The sequence below is a fragment of the Kocuria coralli genome, assembly GCF_008831305.1.
Classification (GTDB): domain Bacteria; phylum Actinomycetota; class Actinomycetes; order Actinomycetales; family Micrococcaceae; genus Kocuria; species Kocuria coralli.
In genome coordinates, this window is sequence record NZ_ML708635.1 from 1 (window position 1) to 17,643 (window position 17,643).

General features: G+C 69.7%; 13 protein-coding genes. 6 read left to right on the forward strand and 7 right to left on the reverse strand.

Annotated elements, in window-relative coordinates:
* Window positions 1-269 (reverse strand): hypothetical protein (locus tag FCK90_RS15595; protein WP_220433356.1); only part of this gene is annotated, 269 nt, incomplete at its 3' end.
* Between the two features lie 158 nt (window positions 270-427).
* On the opposite strand from FCK90_RS15595, the gene FCK90_RS14495 reads away from it, so the two are divergent.
* The 3 genes from FCK90_RS14495 to FCK90_RS14505 all read left to right on the forward strand — a co-directional run bounded on the left by FCK90_RS14495 (window position 428) and on the right by FCK90_RS14505 (window position 4,505).
* The gene (locus tag FCK90_RS14495) at window positions 428-1,252 is read left to right on the forward strand and encodes an SIR2 family NAD-dependent protein deacylase (RefSeq protein ID WP_158035021.1); all 825 of its coding nucleotides are present in this window, start codon (window positions 428-430) and stop codon (window positions 1,250-1,252) included.
* A gap of 81 nt (window positions 1,253-1,333) precedes the next feature.
* Entirely contained in the window at window positions 1,334-2,161 is an 828-nt protein-coding gene (locus FCK90_RS14500; RefSeq protein ID WP_158035022.1) for an aldo/keto reductase, read from the forward strand.
* Window positions 2,162-2,222: 61 nt separating this feature from the next.
* A complete protein-coding gene (locus tag FCK90_RS14505; protein WP_158035023.1) occupies window positions 2,223-4,505 on the forward strand; it encodes an MMPL family transporter in 2,283 nt (760 codons plus the stop codon).
* A 120-nt stretch (window positions 4,506-4,625) separates the two neighbouring features.
* On the opposite strand, the gene FCK90_RS15465 is transcribed toward FCK90_RS14505, so the two are convergent.
* Window positions 4,626-5,513 (reverse strand): hypothetical protein, encoded by an 888-nt coding sequence (locus tag FCK90_RS15465; RefSeq protein ID WP_181954338.1) that lies wholly within the window; start codon window positions 5,511-5,513, stop codon window positions 4,626-4,628.
* Between the two features lie 111 nt (window positions 5,514-5,624).
* Window positions 5,625-6,437, reverse strand: a complete 813-nt coding sequence (locus FCK90_RS14510; protein WP_158035024.1) for a hypothetical protein — start codon at window positions 6,435-6,437, stop codon at window positions 5,625-5,627.
* 503 nt (window positions 6,438-6,940) lie between these two features.
* On the opposite strand from FCK90_RS14510, the gene FCK90_RS14515 reads away from it, so the two are divergent.
* Window positions 6,941-8,380, forward strand: coding sequence for a sugar porter family MFS transporter (locus FCK90_RS14515; RefSeq protein WP_158035025.1), 1,440 nt, complete (start codon window positions 6,941-6,943; stop codon window positions 8,378-8,380).
* A 42-nt stretch (window positions 8,381-8,422) separates the two neighbouring features.
* Here FCK90_RS14515 and FCK90_RS14520 read toward each other — a convergent pair whose 3' ends face one another.
* The 3 genes from FCK90_RS14520 to lysX form a co-directional block, all read right to left on the reverse strand.
* Complete coding sequence (locus FCK90_RS14520; RefSeq protein ID WP_158035026.1) at window positions 8,423-9,457, reverse strand: alpha/beta hydrolase; 1,035 nt, start codon at window positions 9,455-9,457, stop codon at window positions 8,423-8,425.
* Window positions 9,458-9,666: 209 nt separating this feature from the next.
* Window positions 9,667-11,070 (reverse strand): MFS transporter, encoded by a 1,404-nt coding sequence (locus FCK90_RS14525; RefSeq protein ID WP_246180451.1) that lies wholly within the window; start codon window positions 11,068-11,070, stop codon window positions 9,667-9,669.
* A 70-nt stretch (window positions 11,071-11,140) separates the two neighbouring features.
* On the reverse strand, window positions 11,141-14,545 hold the full coding sequence (gene lysX, locus FCK90_RS14530) for a bifunctional lysylphosphatidylglycerol synthetase/lysine--tRNA ligase LysX (protein ID WP_246180453.1): 3,405 nt from the start codon (window positions 14,543-14,545) through the stop codon (window positions 11,141-11,143).
* A 169-nt stretch (window positions 14,546-14,714) separates the two neighbouring features.
* Here lysX and FCK90_RS14535 point away from each other — a divergent pair, with 169 nt between their 5' ends.
* Entirely contained in the window at window positions 14,715-15,872 is a 1,158-nt protein-coding gene (locus FCK90_RS14535) for an alpha/beta hydrolase (protein ID WP_181954339.1), read from the forward strand.
* Complete coding sequence (locus FCK90_RS14540) at window positions 15,827-16,591, forward strand: hypothetical protein (protein WP_158035029.1); 765 nt, start codon at window positions 15,827-15,829, stop codon at window positions 16,589-16,591. Before FCK90_RS14535 ends, FCK90_RS14540 begins: the two co-directional genes overlap by 46 nt.
* Before the next feature lie 37 nt (window positions 16,592-16,628).
* Here FCK90_RS14540 and FCK90_RS14545 read toward each other — a convergent pair whose 3' ends face one another.
* Window positions 16,629-17,642 (reverse strand): alpha/beta hydrolase family protein, encoded by a 1,014-nt coding sequence (locus FCK90_RS14545; protein ID WP_158035030.1) that lies wholly within the window; start codon window positions 17,640-17,642, stop codon window positions 16,629-16,631.
* Window position 17,643 lies beyond the last annotated feature (1 nt).

Genomic DNA, 17,643 nt, shown 5'->3' on the forward strand with positions numbered 1-17,643 from the left:
CGCAGCAGCCGGCCCCTGGCGGCGGCCTCTATCCGGGCGGCAGCCTGAATACCGGCCACCAACCCCTCAGCAGTGGCACCATCGAGGAACGACAGCTCCGAGGGTTCCTGGGTAGGGGCAGTACCGGCAGCGCTGAACGTGGGGGCGTCATCGATACCCTCAGCCTCACCGGCGGGGGTGTGCGCTGGGCCCTGCCCCAGACCGCGATGGACCCCGTTCCCTTCAGCGTCTTCGAAGGGCCCGAACCCCTTCTGACCTGCCCCGTTCATGCTCCCAGCCTCNGAATTTCCTATAGCAAAATCTGGGAGTCATCGCCGCACCCACCGCCGCCGGATTCTGTCCGCCGTCGCACCCGTATTCGTCGAACCATATTCATGGGAACGACCCTCCAGGTGTGCGCAACCTGCGGCGCGATTACGGTGGAGTCATGTCCCACGACGACGCAGCCTCCATCTCCGAGCTAGCCCGACGATTGAACGCCCAGCTGGAAGCCATCGATCCCGTCGTCCTGGAGCTGGCCCGTTCGGCGAAGAACGTCTCGGTGCTCTCGGGGGCCGGGATCTCCGCGGAATCGGGGGTACCGACCTTCCGGGCACCCGAAACGGGCCTCTGGGCGCGCTACTCCCCCCAGGAGCTGGCCACCCCGGAAGCCTGGGAGGAGAATCCCGACCTGGTCTGGTCCTGGTACATCCAGCGAGCCCGTATGGTTCGCGGGGTGCAGCCGAACGCCGGGCACGCGGCCCTGGCCAGATGGGCAGCGTACGCGAACGTGAGTATCAGCACGCAGAACATCGACGACCTCCACGAGCGAGCCGGTTCCAAGGTGCTCGCGCACCTTCACGGATCCCTCTTCGAGTTCTGCTGCGAGGCCTGCGGGCGTCCCGCGGATCGCTGGCAGGTCGGGGATCTGCGCCTGGACTCCCCCGTCGACGACGACCCGCAGCCCGCACCGCCGCCGGAATGCCTGGAGTGCGACTCCCGGATCCGGCCTCGCGTCGTCTGGTTCGGGGAGTCCCTTCCCATGGATGCCTTTGCGGCCGCGGAGCAGGCCATGGCCGATTCCGACCTGGTTCTGGTGGTGGGCACCTCCGGCATCGTTCAGCCGGCGGCCTCCCTCCCGCTGACCGCCCTGGGGCTGGGGATCCCCGTGGTGGAGATCAACCCGGAGCCCACCGATTTCTCCGCCTACGCCGACTACACCGTGCGCCTGCCCTCCGGCACCGCCCTGCCTCTCATCACAGCCGGTTTGTGAATACCCCGGGGCTGGAGTTCACTGGATCGGAGGTCCAAACGCCGCGGCTTGACCAGCCGCCTCGAGAGGAGCAGCATCCGCATGTCCACTTCACCCCACGTGGTTCTCAACGATGACAACACCATCCCTCAGCTGGGATTCGGTACCTGGCAGGTCGATGCCGACGTCGCCCAGGAGTCAGTGGCCGCTGCCCTGGAGACCGGCTACCGTCACATCGACACCGCCGCTGCCTACGGCAATGAAGACGGCGTGGGCCGCGCGATCGCCGAGTCCGGGGTCTCCCGGGAGGAGATCTTCGTGACCACGAAACTGTGGAACGAGGACCAGGGGTACGACGCCGCACTGGCCGCCTTCGACAAGTCCCTGGAACGCCTCGGTACCGACTACGTCGACCTCTATCTGATCCACTGGCCCTGCCCCGCCAAGGGCCTGTACCGCGACAGCTGGAAAGCCCTGGTGGAACTGCGCAACAGCGGTAGGGCCCGCTCCATCGGCGTCTCCAATTTCCCGGCACCCCTCCTCGAGGAGCTCGTGGCCACCGGGGAGGCCCCGGCCGTGAACCAGATCGAGCTGCACCCCTATTTCCCGCAGGTCGACCTGCGGGCCGCCAACGCCTCCCGCGGTGTGCTCACCGAGGCCTGGTCGCCCCTGGGGCAGGGCGGAGAGCTCCTCACCGATCCCGTGGTGACGGAGATCGCCGAGGAAGCCGGGGCCACTCCGGCGCAGACCGTGCTGGCCTGGCACCTGGCCATCGGCAACGTCGTCTTCCCCAAGTCCGTGACCCCCGACCGGATCCGGGAGAACTGGGGCGCCCTGGACGTAGTCCTGGACGAGGAGCAGCTGGAACGCCTGACCGGCCTCGGCCGTGACAACGGCCGCCTGGGAGGGGACCCCGCGCAGGTCAACTGACCCGCCGACGCCACCCCCAGCAGGTGCTACGAAAGGTGAAATACCCGTAGACTGACCCACTATGGGCCCCGCCTCACATCACGAGCACCACGCCGGCAGGCAGGAGACGGTTACTCCGGCGGACCGGCGCGAACGCGGGCGCCACAGAGCCGCCCCTCGGACCGAGACCGGTCGGCGAGGGCCCGGCTGGCTCCGGATCCTGCTTCCCGCCCTGGCCCTGGTCGTCTGGGTTGCAGTCATCGGCCTGGGCGGTCCGTTCTTCGGGCGGATCAGCGACGTCGTCGAGTCGACGCAGTCGTCGTTCCTCCCGGAGACGGCGGAGTCCACCCAGGTCTCCGAGCGCGCCGCGGATTTCACGGACAGTCAGTTCATCCCCGCCATCGCCGTGGCCCAGCGTGACGGAGGGCTGACAGAGGAAGACCAGGAGTGGGCTGAAGGTCTCAGCGGATCACTGGTCGACCGCGGGTTCGCCGAGGAGGCGGGTTCACCACCCGTGGACTCCGACGACGGCGCCGCGGTGCAGATCTTCGTGCCCATGGGCGAGACCACCTATGACGAGCAGGTCTCCGGCCTGCGCGCCGCGATGGCGGACTCCGCACCGCAGGGCCTGAACACCTACGTGACGGGCCCCGCAGGGTTCGCCACGGAACTGGCGGAGGGCTTCGCGGGCATCGACGGCGTCCTGCTGCTGGTGGCGCTGGCCGCGGTGTTCCTGATCCTGGTGGTCGTCTACCGGTCACCCTTCCTGCCGGTCATCGTGCTGGTCACGGCCATGGCGGCCCTGTGCGCGGCGATCATCGTGGTCTACCTGCTCGCGTCGGGCGGCCTGATCACGATCGACGGCCAGGTGCAGGGGATCCTGTTCATCCTGGTGGTGGGAGCCGCCACGGACTACTGCCTCTTGTACACGGCCCGGTATCGAGAAGCGCTGCGGGAGCACCGCAGCAAGGCAGTCGCCACCCGGGCGGCACTACGGGGGACGATCGAGCCGGTGCTGGCCTCCGGCGGCACCGTCATCGCCGGGCTGCTGTGCCTGATGTTCTCCGACCTGGGGTCCACGCAGGCCCTCGGCCCGGCCGCCGCGACCGGCATCGCCTTCTCCATGCTCGCGGCCCTGACGTTCCTCCCGGCCGTGCTCTACCTCCTCGGGCGGGCGGGCTTCTGGCCCAGCCGGCCCCGGTACGACCCCGACCGTCCGGATGCCGTGCGGGTGGTGGATCACGGCGGGTCCGCGGGCCTGCCGACCGTGACGGGCAAAGGACTGTGGGCGAGGGTCGGCCGCTTCGTCTCACGCCGTTTCCGGACGATCTGGATCGCCCTCACGATCGCCCTGCTGGCCATGGCGGCCTTCGCCCCCACCCTGCAGGCCTCCGGGCTCAAGCAGTCGGAGACGCTGATCGGCGACTCACCCGCTTCCGACGGCCAGGACGCCCTGTCGGCCCACTTCCCCGGCGGGACCGGATCGCCCATCACGGTGATCGCCCCGGAGGGCGCTCAGGATCAGGTGGCGGAGCGAGCCGGACAGCTGACGATCACCGATTCCATCACCGCGACCGCCCAGGACTCACCCTCCGGAAGCCTCCCCTTGGGGGACACCGCACAGGAAGGCCCTCCCGGCGGTCCGTTCGAGGGCGTCGAGCCCACGGTCTCCGAGGGCGACGTCGAAATCCAGATCACCCTGTCCGTGGCCCCCGACTCCGATGAGGCCACAGCTGCGGTGACCGACCTGCGCACGGAGCTGAAGGAGATCGATCCGTCGATCCTGGTGGGCGGGGAGACGGCCACCGCAATGGACACCCAGGCGGCGTCCATCCACGACCGGAACCTCATCATCCCCATCATCCTGGTGGTGGTCACCGTGATCCTGATGCTGCTGCTGCGCTCGATCCTGGCACCGGTGCTGCTGATCGTCCTGACCGTGATCTCATTCGCCTCGGCCCTGGGCGTCTCCGCGGTGCTCTTCAACCACGTCTTCGGCTTCCCCGGCTCAGATGCCTCCGTGCCGCTGTACGCCTTCGTCTTCCTGGTGGCCCTGGGGATCGACTACAACATCTTCCTGATGTCACGCGTGCGGGAGGAGTCCCTGGTGCACGGGACCCGCGCCGGCATCCTCCGCGGACTGGTGCTCACCGGCGGTGTGATCACCTCTGCGGGGATCGTGCTAGCTGCGACCTTCGCCGCCCTGTCCGTCATCCCGATCGTGTTCATGGTGCAGCTGGCGTTCATCGTGGCCTTCGGGGTGCTGCTGGACGCCCTGCTCGTCCGCTCCCTGCTGGTGCCCGCCCTGACCTACGACATGGGCCGGGTCATCTGGTGGCCCCTGCAGCGGAGGATCCGGGGCTGAGAACCACTCACGACGAACGCCGAGGGGGCCGGACTCCAGTGCTGGAGTCCGGCCCCCTCGGCGTTGGCTCAGGGATTTATTCAGGGGAGGGCCACCGCAGCGGCTCCCCGAACACGCGCCTCAAGCGGCGTCGTGACGGATCACCGGGATCTCCTCGGTGATCGGGCCGTCTGCATCGTGACGCCCGTCCACGGCAACCGCCCCGCGGCCTGCCGTCTCCCCGGCATGCTGCGCGTCCGCGTAGGCGTCGGCATAAGCCACGCTGCGGTCCGGGTTGCGGTAGTTGATCTTGCGCTCGGCCTCGTTGAGGTCCCACCCGAAACGGTAGGCCATGGCGGGAACGGCGCGGTTGGCGACGCCGCAGCCCAGAGCCACGCCGGCCCAGGCGACGGGCAGCGCAGCGGCGATGTCGACGAAGTACGCGGAGGAGGTGATCAGCGTGGCGGCGGCGACCACCAGGGAGACGGAACCTCCGACGGCGAGCACCACCAGGGCCTTCGCATGCTGTCGTGCGGAGACCAGCAGGGCCAGGGTGATCACGAGCGCCCCGGCCACGGCACCGGCCGGCATGGAGGCCGCCGTTTCAGCGGCGGTCAGGCTCTCTCCGGGGATGACGGGGGCCGGGCGGCCCACCACCTGCTGCAGCATGAAGCACAGGGCCGTGGCCACGACGGCGGTCACGGCGAATCCCGCAGCGTCTCGGGCGGACCGGCGGACCACGACGAGCCAGGCGGTCAGCGCTGCGATGAGCGCGAAGATCATGGGGGCGGTGAAGGCGCCGTGCACGAAGCCGGCAGCCGCCAGCATCATGGACGACCGCACAGGTTCGAGGGCCGCGAGGACCTGAGACTCAGCGGCACCGATCTGCGGAGTGAAGCTCACGATCCGGCCAAGTGTCCCGATCGCCAGGATGACGATCATCGGGACGATGACCCAGTGCTCCAACTGCGGTAGCCGCCATGTCGTCCGGTCCGGCGAGGGGGAAGTGGACTGCGCCGGGAAAGACATTCTTAGATTGTGGCATCACTAAGAAGAATCTCTAAACGCCACGTCGAAGTTGAACAACATCGCGGGAATATTTTCACGATCCTCTCAGGAAGATCGACCCCCGCACCCGCCTCACTTGCCCCGCGTGTGAGCAGCGTCACCACTGACGGGAGGGCAGGGCGGCTGATGAGCCGAGTAGGTGAGCCAGGGAACCGTGGCCTCCTGAGCGCGGTCTTCCGTTACGGACGGCACGGACGGCGTCGGCGCGGACGGAACGCTGGTCGCTGCCGGCGAGGGTGCCGAGACCGGGATGCCGACCGTGGCCGCGATGGCCTCGGGAGCCGCATCCTGGACGGACTGCGCTTCGGGGACCTCTACGGAGGGGCCGACTGGGGCCTCCGAGCGATCCGGAGAGCCCGCGGCGGGCGTCGGATCCGGCGTCGCCGCGGCGTCCTGGGCAGCGGGAGCCATCACCTTGACGGACGTGTCGTCGGCGTCTTCCGGTGCGGACGAGCCGGAGGCTGTAGGACCGGAGGCCGCGGGGGCGCGCTTCTCCGCCTCGACGGAGGAGGGCAAGGGACTCGAGGTTTCCGCCGCGGCCTCCGGAGTCTCCGGATCGACCGCTTCGGCGGACGGGGACGGCGCCGGGTCCGAACCCGGGCCCCCGAACTGCTGACCGCTGCCGGTACCGTGCCCGACGGCTGCGCCCGCAGCGGAGTCCAGCCATGTCGCGCCGGCCACGGGCCAGGCCTCCTCCGGGGAGGCCAGGGCCGGCTGCGTGAAAGTGGTTGCCTGCGGCGCCAGCCCGGTCGAGGCTGCGACAGTCGTGCTGTTCTCCAGGACCTGGTACGGGGGAACGAGATCGGTCTTCAGGGTCTCCGCAGTGGTCGTCGGCGCGACAGTGGTGATCAGACCAGCGATCACCAGGCCTGCCGCCATAGTCACGTACACCGGGACGCCCGCGGAGGATCCACCGCTTCTCGGTCCCCAGATGATGTGGAGCCTCGAGTCGCGATGACGCCCATGGCCCCTGATAGATCTGCGTTGATCTCCGGATGGTTTTCTGCCCACGTTTTCCCCCGTTTGATGCGCTCCGCCGGCACAGCTCCGCGTGAAACCACTCCCCAGTGGTTCCACGCTCTCCACGCTGTTTCGGCAGGCCTTCGTTGACCATACGAATCCGCCTGCCGTCTGTCACCTATTTATGGGACAGGTTGCCGAAACCAGATGAGAATTCAGAGTAAATTTTAGTGACGCATCACGCTGAGGCTCAAGCACTTTACGCTCTGTCGTAACGTTGGCCATCACCCCTGGACAACGAGCGCGAACCCTGTGTTCACCCCGTGGACATGAGATATACACCACTCTACTCTTGCAGGTGACTCAATAGCCTGCCCCGGTCGTACGAGGCCCCGGGGACTGGAATGCCGACAGCAAAGGAGCTGAGCATGTCCACCTATACGTCCCCCACCTCGGTGGCGGGTCATACCGCCAACACGGGTGCGGTTCTGAGGATCACGATGGTCGCCGCCCTCGGCGGCTTCCTGTTCGGTTACGACTCCGCGGTCATCAACGGCGCCACCGGTGCGATGCGCGAGTACTTCGACGTCGGCGCCACCGCCCTGGGCAGCGCCGTGGCCTCCGCACTGCTGGGTGCCGCCCTGGGTGCCGCCCTGGGCGGACGGCTGGCGGACAAACTGGGGCGCGTCCGGGTCATGCGGATCGCGGCCGTCCTGTTCCTGATCTCCTCGATCTTCTGCGCCATCGACCCGTTCTTCGGTGCGGATACCGGCGGGTTCGCCTGGCTGGTGGCCTGGCGCGTGATCGGCGGCGTCGGCGTCGGCGTCGCCTCGATCATCGCCCCGGCGTATATCGCGGAGGTCGCTCCCGCGGACATCCGCGGCCGTCTGGGATCGCTGCAGCAGATGGGCATCGTGCTCGGCATCTTCGCCTCCCAGATCGCCAACCGCGTCATCGTCGCCATGGCCGGCTCCTCCGACGCCTCCTGGCTCTTCGGCCTGGACGCCTGGAGGTGGATGTTCCTCCTGGAGGCCGTGCCGGCCATCATCTACCTGATCGGCGCCTACACCATCCCTGAATCGCCGCGCTGGCTCGTAGCCCAGGGCCGGCGGGACGAGGCGATGGCCATCATGACCAAGCTCCAGGGCGAAGGGCCGGCCGTCCACCGCCTGTCCGTCATCGACCGCACCCTGGACAAGGAGCACAAGCCGAGGTTCAAGGACCTGGCGGGCAAGGCCTTCGGGCTCAAGCCGGTCATGTGGGTGGGCATCGGCGTCGCCGCACTGCAGCAGCTGGTCGGCATCAACGTGATCTTCTACTACTCCAACCAGCTGTGGCAGTCGGTCGGATTCCAGGAAGGCGACGCCTTCACGATCTCCACGATCACCTCCGTGACCAACGTGGTCGTCACGGTCGCCGCGATCATGCTCGTGGACAAGATCGGGCGCAAGCGCCTGCTGCTGATCGGCTCGATCGGCATGGCGATCACGCTGGGAACCATGGCGGGGGTCTTCGCCACCGCGACGGTCACGGATTCCGGACCCGTCCTGGGCGATGCGGCCGGGATGGTCGCACTGGTCGCGGCCAACCTGTACGTGATCTTCTTCGGCATCTCCTGGGGACCGGTCATGTGGGTGCTGCTGGGCGAGATGTTCCCCAACAAGATCCGCGGAGCCGCCCTGGCCGTTGCCGGCTTCGTCCAGTGGATGGCGAACTGGCTGGTGACGGTCACCTTCCCGGCGATCTCCGAGGTCTCCCTGGTCTTCGCCTACGGGTTGTACGCCTTCTTCGCCTTCATATCGATCTTCTTCGTGATCAAAGTCGTACGAGAAACCAAGGGCATGGAGCTGGAGGACATGCAGAACTGACCTGCATCCAGCCCTGATCACCGGTGACGGGATGACCGGTGATCAGGGCCGGACGGCGGTGATCACCTCCAGCAGCTGCTCCTGGCCCACCGCCCACGCCCGGCTGCCGGGGATCACCCAGTCGACATGGCCCGCACTCGGCAGGATCACGCTCTCGGCATCGTGCCCGGCATCCTCCGAGGCGGCCGCGTAGTTGGCGGTCTGGGCCACGGGTACCACGGCGTCGTTGCTGCTGTGGCAGCAGACGAACTCGACGTCCTCGGGAATGTTGCGGATGGGCGAGGCCAGCTCGTAGGTGTGCGGAACCTGCGACGGCGTCCCTCCCAGGAGGTTGACCATGTGCCGGTGACCCAGTCGCTGCGCGTAGGCGAGGTCGTACACCCCCGCGAAAGAGACACATGCGGCAGGCCGGAGCGCCGGACGACCGCCGGGCTGCTCTGACTCGTCCAGGTGCCGGGAGGCGGCCCACGCAGCCAGGTGTCCCCCGGCGCTGTGGCCCGCCAGGAAGAACCGCTCCCGGTCGATCCTCCGGCCGATGTGCTCGGCCAGGCCGGGCACGAAGTCCATGGCGGCCGCGACGTCGGCGAAGGTGTTGGGCCACCCTCCCCCGCCGCCGATGCCCCTGTACTCCACGTTCCACGTGGCGACGCCGTAGGAAGCCATGTTGCGAGCCACGTCCCGCAGGTACCCCAGTGTCGAGGTGGCCTGCCAGCTCCCTCCGTGCAGGATCATCAGAACGGGGACCTTGACCTCCTCCGGCAGCCCCTGGGGGACGATCAGCTCGCCGTACTGCCGCCGGTGCTCGCCGCCGTAGGCGATGACCACCGGCGCACCGACCGTGTATCTCCGAGCGGCGTCGACCTCGAGCGGCGGCTCGGTGCGCATGGTCGTCGGGGCGGGGCTCGCCGTCTCCGTTCCCGTCGCCGACGGTGATCCCGACGACGGTGATGGCGATCCGGCGGACTCCGCCGCCTCCCCGGCTCCCGCTCCGGCGAGCTCGGACCCCCCGGCGCAGCCGGTGATCGTCAGCAGGGCCGCAGCACCGAGTCCGCCCAGCACCCGCCGGCGTTCGAGCACGGTCGGACCGGCGGAAAGCGGGACGGAAAACGTCCGTGACCTGGGACGCTGGGCGGTGAATGGCTGTCGGGGGTCGGGCGGAGACTGCATTGCAGCCCATCCTGGTCCCTGATACCCGGGGACGCACAAGTATGCAGAATAATGTCGCGTGGGATCGGCCATATATGCCCATGAGGGCATGTCATCCGGACGGGCTCGCCCGGCGCGGCTCAGCTGCGCAGGGGGTTCGCGGCCTCATCGGCGGCCATTCTCGCCAGCCACCACACGATGACGGCGGCCACCGCCGGGACGAGCGCCGCGATCACGAAGATGACCGGAATGGGCACCACGATCGACAACGGCCCCACCACCGCCATGGACACCGGCAGCAGAAGCAACGAGACGAAGAAGTCCAGGCTGGAGATGCGGCCCAGCATCCACCCCGGCACGCGCCGCTGCAGGAGGGTCCCCCACAGCACCTGGCCGATGCCGTCCGAGGCTCCTACGACGATCAGGATCGCCACCATGGCCAGCCAGGAGCTGGTGTAGCCCACGAAGGCCAGGGGCAGTGTCCCGAAACCCCAGACCAGCACGATCATCGTGAGATAGCGGCGGGGATAGGGCAGCCCGGCCACGATCATCGCGCCCAGGCTCGATGCGACGCCCATGACGCCCAGGAGCAGTCCGACCTCGGCGGCCCCGCCGCCCAGGCTGTCGCGGACCACGAAGGGCAGCAGGATCTCGAGCGGCCCCAGGAAGAAGAAGATCGCGATCACGGCGAAGACCAGGGTGCCCAGCAGCCAGGGGGTCTTCACGGTATAGCGGACGCCTTCGCGCATATCGGCCAGCACCCGGCCGAATGCACCGCCGCGCCCTCCCGGCGTTTCGGCGGGCAGGGCGGTCCCTGCCGGGTCCACGCCGGAACCGGTGATCTTGATGGACCCGGTATCCGTGGTGGCCCCCTCCGGGTCTCCCTGAGGGCCGAGGTGCTCCAGCGGGGGGACCTTGAGTCCCAGCAGGATGACCACGGCGATCAGTCCGCAGATCGCCACGACGGCGAATCCGGCCCACGGGCCCCAGGCAGCGGCGAGCAGACCGGCCAGCGCCGGGCCCGCGGCGGCCTGCAGCAGAGGCCGGGCGGAGCCCTCCACCCCATTGGCCGCCAGCAGCTTGTCGGGCGGCAGGAGACGCGGGAGCGAGGCCGAGTAGGAGGGATAGAACATGGCCACCCCGGAGAAGATCACGAAGGAGGCGGCCGCCAGCTGCCAGGTGGCCAGATTCCCGGTGGCGCTCAGCACGGTCACGACCGAGACGACCGAAGTGACCACGACGACCACTCCGAGAAGCACGCGGTGAGGGGGCAGCCGGTCGGCGGCCCCTCCGCCGATCAGCGCGAACACCACCAGCCCGGCTGCTCCGATGGCGGTGACGGTGGACAGCGCGACGGGGTCGCCGCCGTCGGCCATGACCTGGAAGACCGTGGACAGCGCCCAGGTGCCCTGCCCCAGCACCATGGCGAGCATGGCGACGGCCAGACGCGGGTACCCCGAATATCCGAAGGGCGCGACGGCGCGACGGGCGGCTCGTGCCGTGGCCCCGCCGGCCGCTCGGATGCGTCTCTTGTCCGTACTCACGGCTAGGCAGTCTATGGGTGATCCGGTCCTGCCGGGAATGCCGGACGGGCCCGGTGCGGCCCGGCTGCGCTCAGGGGGTGCGCTGCTGCGGCCGTACGAAGGGGAAGGCCAGGACGTCGCGGATGGTGGTGCCCGTGAGCACCATGACCAGCCGGTCCAGCCCGATGCCGAGCCCTCCCGTGGGCGGCATGCCCAGCTCCAATGCGGCCAGGAAGTCCTCGTCGATCTCCATGGCCTCAGGGTCTCCCGCGGCGGCCTTGAGCGACTGCTGCGTGAAGCGGCGCCGCTGCTCGAGGGGATCGGTCATCTCCGAATAGGCCGTGCCCAGCTCCATGCCGCCGATCACCAGGTCCCATCGCTCCACCAGCCCCGGTTCGCTCCGGTGCGGGGCGGTCAGCGGAGAGGTCTCCACGGGGAAGTCGCAGTAGAACGTCGGCTCGATCGTGCTGGGTTCCACCAGTTCGCCGTACAGCTCCTCCAGCACGGCTCCCGGGCCCATGGCGGGTCCCACGGGGACGCCGTGCTCGCGCGCGATGCGCAGGAGCACGTCGATATCGGTGTCCACGGAGACGTCCTGGCCGACGGCCTCCGACACCGATTCCGTGACGGTACGCACCCTCCAGGGCCCGGAGATGTCGACCAGGGGCGGTGACCCGTGCTCGCTCGGCTCGGTGTCCCCGGGACGCCCGGTCTCCCCAGCCGTCCGCTCCCGGTGCACGTCTGCCAGGGGCAGGACGGGGGACCCGTAGAGCGCCGTGGCGGCCGCCTTGACCATGGCTTCGGTCAGATGCCGCATGGAGGTGTAGTCCCCCCACGGCACGTAGGCCTCCAGTGCGGTGAACTCCGGGTTGTGGGTGGCGTCGGCGCCCTCGTTGCGAAAGTTTCGCGCGATCTCGAACAGCGGCCCGTAGCCTCCCACCAGCAGGCGCTTGAGGTAGAGCTCGGGAGCGATCCGCAGGGACCGGCCCATGCCGTAGGCGTTGATCCAGGTGCGGAACGGGCGCGCGGACGCGCCGCCGTGCACGGTGTTGAGCACGGGGGTCTCGACCTCCCGCAGTCCGGCGTCCAGCAGGAACCGGCGCACCGTCTGGATCACGGTGGTGCGCTGGTGCAGCAGGGTCAGACGGTCCGGGTGGACCACCAGGTCCAGCGAGCGCTGGCGCGATCTGGACTCGGGGTCCTCGAATGCCTCGAAGGGCACCGGGCGCAAGGACTTCGCCGCCACGGTCAAGGATCGTGCGAGCAACGACGGCGTGCCGTTGCGCGATCGCCCCGAGACGCCGTCCACCACCACGATGTCGCCCAGATCCACGGTGCGGGTCAGCAGATCGAACGAATCCCGGCCCACGGCGGCGCGCTCGAGGACCACCTGGAGCCCGGCGTCGCCCTCGGAGAGGGTGAGGAACTCGACCCCGCCGTGGTCCCGGCGGTGACGCACGCGGCCGGAGACCCGGACCTCGCTGCCCGGCGCCTCCAGGGCCGCGACCCCCGCGGAGAGGGGCTGGACATCCCCGATCCCCACGGGCCAGGGGGAGCGGCCCGCCTCGGCCAGGCGCTGCGCATGCTGCTCGCGATGCTGCTGCTCGGGCGTCCGCCGCGGGCCGAGGCCATCCAGGAGGGACGCGTCCGAGGCGGGTTCGAGCAAACGCTGCCCGATCGTATGCACCTGGTCCAGTTGCTCGGGGTTCAGGCGGTGCTCCTCATGTCCCTGGACCCCGCGCCCGCCGCGGTGCCATGGGTCCGGGACGAAGCCCTCGGCCGTCCCGGCCGCCAGGGCCACCCGGGGCAGGGTGAGCAGGTTCTCGTAGATCGCATAACGGGGCACCCACTCCGGGTGGAACTTGTCGTTGAACCGGTAGAGGCGCTCGAGCTGGAAGAACCGGTCCAGGCGCCCCAGCACGCCCGAGTTGAACCGGGTCAGCATGCCCGCCCCCAGGCGGTCGGCGTCGGCGAACACGGAGCGGAACATGGCGAAGTTCAGCGACACCCGCGCCACGCCCAGCTGCTCGGCCTGGCGCATGAGCTCCGCGATCATCAGCTCCGAGGTTCCGTTGGGGGCGTGGGGGCTGCGCCGCATCACGTCCAGGGACAGCCCGCGCCTCCCCCAGGGAACGAACGACAGCAGTCCCACGGGCTCACCGGACGGGGTGCGGGCGACGACGACCAGGTTGGTCCCGTCGGCCGGGTCGCCCCACCGGTTGAGCGCCATGGAGAATCCGCGGTCCGGTTCGCCTCCCCGCCACTGATCCGCGAGCGCCCCCAGCGCCGCCAGGTCCTCCGGTTCCAGGTCCCCATGGCGATCGACCGTCACGGCCAGCCCGTCCCGCCGGGCACGGCGCACCGCGCGCCGGACCTCGGTCATCCCGGTGGACCCGAGGGTGAAACGGTCCGCGTGCAGTACGGCCTCGTCGCCCATCGCGGTCACGGCCAGCCCGGCGCCGTCCGCACCCGGGCTCGCGTAGGCCCGGGCACCCGCCTCCGAGGCGGAGATGACGCCCAGCAGCAGCCCGTAGCGGCGGGCATGGGTCCTCCACGCCCCGATCGCGGCGGGCCACGCCTGCGGGTCTCCCACCGGGTCGCCGGAGGCGAGGCTGACGCCCCCGATGCTCCTGAACGTCACGGCGGCCTGCCCTCCGGGGGCGAAGACCACCTCCTTGTCGCGGCGGGTCGCGAACCAGCCCAGGGAGTTCGCCTCGCCCCAGCGGGCGAGCAGTTCGCGCAGGGCGACTTCGCCGTCGCCGGTCCAGCGTTCGGTCCGCCGGCCCGCCCGCAGGAGGGACCAGACGGCGACGAGCAGGGTGCTGGAGAGGAGGACCGCCGTGAGCTCCGGGATCCAGGGCGGCACCGTGTCGATATGCGGCCACCCGCCGCGGTGGGTTCCCATGGCCGCCCACATCACGCGGCGCAGCTCGCGCAGCTGCAGCCACGACTGCCCCGTGGAGACCACGATCATGGCCTGGGCCAGCACCATGGTCGCCGCCACGCCCACGGCGGCGATGGCGGCGGCCACCCAGGCGGCTCCGGGTCTCGTGCGAGCGGGGAAGGCCCTCCTGGCCCGAACGGCCGCGGCCAGGGTCAGCCCGCCCACCAGGATGCCCGTGATCTCGAGCGCCACGTGGACCCCGTACGGGAGGATCCCGTGAGCACCCAGGCTCCAGATCCAGCGGTCCAGGAGGATCAGCAGCGACACCACCATGCCCAGGGCGCTGAAGAGCGCCACCGCCACCAGGGCGAGCCGCATCCGGCGCATGAGGGCCGCGGCGACCAGGGCGACCAGGATCGCGGAGACCAGCGACGGCGTGACGGGGACGTTGAGCGCCCCGAAGACCACCACCGGCACGACGGAGAACGGGCCGGTGATCCGCAGGATCCAGAGGGCGCCCGCGACGACGGCGGCCGCCGTCCAGATCCAGGTGAGCCAGCGGGCCAGGCGCTCACCCACGGGGTCGGGCTTCTCGAGCGGTTCGGAGAGCACAGGACCCTCCTTTCCGGGTCGTGCGGTCTGAGAGCTTCTGTTTACCACGCGACGATGCGAGGACCTGCCCGCCGGGCGCATACTCCTGATGGAGGCTCGCCTCCGCCGAATACCCGATCCAGTCACCGAGGGTTTTGTAGCGATACGGAGCCTCGAAATCGAGGACGCGATGCTCTCCATCACCGGAATGCCCGTACTGATCGTCTCCTTCGTCCTGTTCGTGGTGATGCTCGCGGTGGCCCTGGTGGTGCTGCCGAGGCGTCGTCGCCCGGGTCTCCGTAAATACGTCGAGCAAGCCGTCACGATCCTCCTGGTCGTCTTCCTGGCCCTGTCCACCACGTTCCTCTACCTGAACCGCGACAATCACTGGTACGGGGCCTGGGGCGATCTTTTCGCGAACAACGACATCGGGGCGGTCAGCACCACTGATTTCGGTTCCGCCGTCGCCCAGAATGCGAGTTACAAGGAGACGACCGGCGGTGACCTCACGGATCTGCAGCGCGATCCCCAGTCCAATCCCGCGCTGGGGGAGGTCAGCTCGAAGGACAGCACCGGTCAATGGCTGAACGTGACCATGGCCCCGTCGTCGGGCAGCAAGACCCAGTTGTCGGTCGACGCCCTGGTCTGGTTGCCTCCCGGGTACGTCGGGACCCCGGACCGTTCCTACCCCGTCGTCGTCGCTTTCCCGGGAGTTCCGGGGTCTCCCGGCACTTATCAGAATGGGCTGCGGATCGACGATCTGATCCTGGACAACGTGGATTCCGGCTCCATGCAGGCCCCGATCGTGGTGGTTCCCGACGTCTTCCCGGACAACGCCGACACGGAGTGCGTGGACGGTGCCGCCGGGAAGTGGGAGACCTGGATCAGCACCGACATGCGCACCTGGATCACCACCAACCTGCGGACCGTCCCGGATCGCCAGGCCTGGGCCGTCAGCGGCTACAGCGCGGGCGGCTGGTGCGCGGCCATGATCTCCCTCCGTCACCCCGATCAGTACGCCTGGGGTATCTCGCTGGCGGGATACTTCGACGTCGAGTACACCCCCGGCCAGGTCCAGAACGATCCGGACGATCCCCGGTACCAGCTGGATCAGCTCGCCGGGAAGAAGAAGCCCGACGTGGCGCTGTGGGCCTTCGCGGGCGGTCAGGACCAGCCCGCCCTCGATGCCCTGCACGGTTTCCAGTCCCATGTGAGCGCCCCGACCTCCCTGATCGCGACGACCTCGGAGGCCGGCGGCCACCGCACCCCGGTCTGGGTCACGCCGCAGCAGGACTCCCTGAAGTGGCTGGGGCAGGTATCGCCCTGGTTCGCCGCCGACGGCTCATGACGGGGTTCCTGCTCGGCACGGTCGCAGCCGGACTGGCCGGTTTCGACCCCGCATCCTTCCTGATCGCTCTGGGAGCCCTGGGAGCCGGAGTACGACGACGGGCGATCATCACCTTCACTGCCGTGATCGTCGGGGGTACCGCCCTGTGGGGGCTCGTGCTCTCGAGCCTGCTCGGCCCGCGGATCGGCGACCTCCACTGGCTGCACCTGGCGCGCTCCGGGGACCTGGCGGCGGGAATCGAGCTGGCACTGGCCGTCGTCGTCCTGGGCTGGGGGATCAGCCGGGTGGTACGCGCCCGGCGGAGAGCCGCAGCGACCCCCGACGCCGGACCCGGCGGTCGGGACGGGGGCCGGAGGCGGTCCGGGAACAGCCGCGGGCTGGCGATGATCGGGGCTGGGTTCGTGGCCGTCGTCGCCGGGGATCCCGCCTTCGACCTCCAGGTGATCGAGAGCGGCCGGGTCCCCGTACCGCTGGGGGCTGCCGGGTGGCTGCTGTGGTCGGTGCTCTCCCAGTTCCCGCTCGTGATCCTCGCCGTGGCCGTCGCCGCGGGCCGGTACCGCCGGCTGGCACGCATCATGCGTTCGGAGTGGCTGCGGGCCGCCCCGGCGATCGGCCTGCTGGCCACGGCGCTGATCCTGGCGGCCGGCCTGCTGCTGGCCCTCGACGCCGCCGACCGTCTCCTGACGGGGCAGTTCCTGTGGAATCCGCGCGTGCGCTGAGCCCGTGCCCGGCGGCGGACGCCGGGGCGGCGGAAGGTCAGGTCCGGGCCGACGGCTGCGGCCCCACGCTCGTGAGGCATACCTGCCGGGCCGCCGCCCAGGCCCTGTGGCGCACGTTCACGAAGTCCTGGTGCTCCACGCCGTCCATCAGGACCACCCGCCCGGGGTTGCCCGTCGTGGTGTGCTTCTCGAGGTAGTCGCGCAGGGTGGCCACCGGCACCACGGAGTCGGCCCTGCCGTGCAGCACGTTGACGGGCAGCTCCAGGGGCAGGCGGTCGATCGGCGACATGGCCTGGTAGCGGTCCGGGACTTCCTCGGGGCGGCCTCCCAGGACGTCGACCACCCAATGGTCCCGGTCCTCGTTCACCGCCTTCTCGAGGTCCAGCACGCCGGCCAGCGAGGTCGTGCTGCGCACCCGGATCCGTCCGGTCCCGCCCGGCCGGCCGCCGCCGGGCATGGAGGGCGGCAGCTGCTCCCGTGCGGCGACCCACGCGGCCAGATGCCCTCCGGCGCTGTGGCCGGTCACGTGCACCCGGTCGAGGTCCGGGGTGAAGTCGGCGTGCTCGCCCAGCCGCTCCACGAAGTCCAGGCCGTCCGATACGTCGTCGAAGGTCATGGGCCAGCCACCCGGGTCCGGTGTGCCGCGGTAGGTGGGCAGCCACACGGCGACGCCGTAACGGGCGAGGTCGCGCGCCACGGTCTCGCAGTACGACGGCGAGGACTTGTCGGTCCAGCCACCGCCGTGGAAGAAGACCACGACCGGGTAGGCGGGCCGTTGCCGGTTCGCGCTCCAGTGAGCGGGGTCGGGGAGGAAGAGCCGTCCCCACTGCCGGTCGGGGTCCTCTCCCCATTGGATCCGGCCCGCATCGAGAGGTGCTCCGCCCCGCTGGCGGCCGGCCACCACAGCGGAACGCGCCTGCCCCGGGGTCACGACGGAAGAACCCGCCATACCGGTGGCGCCCACCAGGGCCAGGCCGCCCATGGCGATCAGACCCCTCCGCGAGACCTTCTGCGAGGCCCTCCGCGAGACCTTCCGCGGGATCGGAGTCATC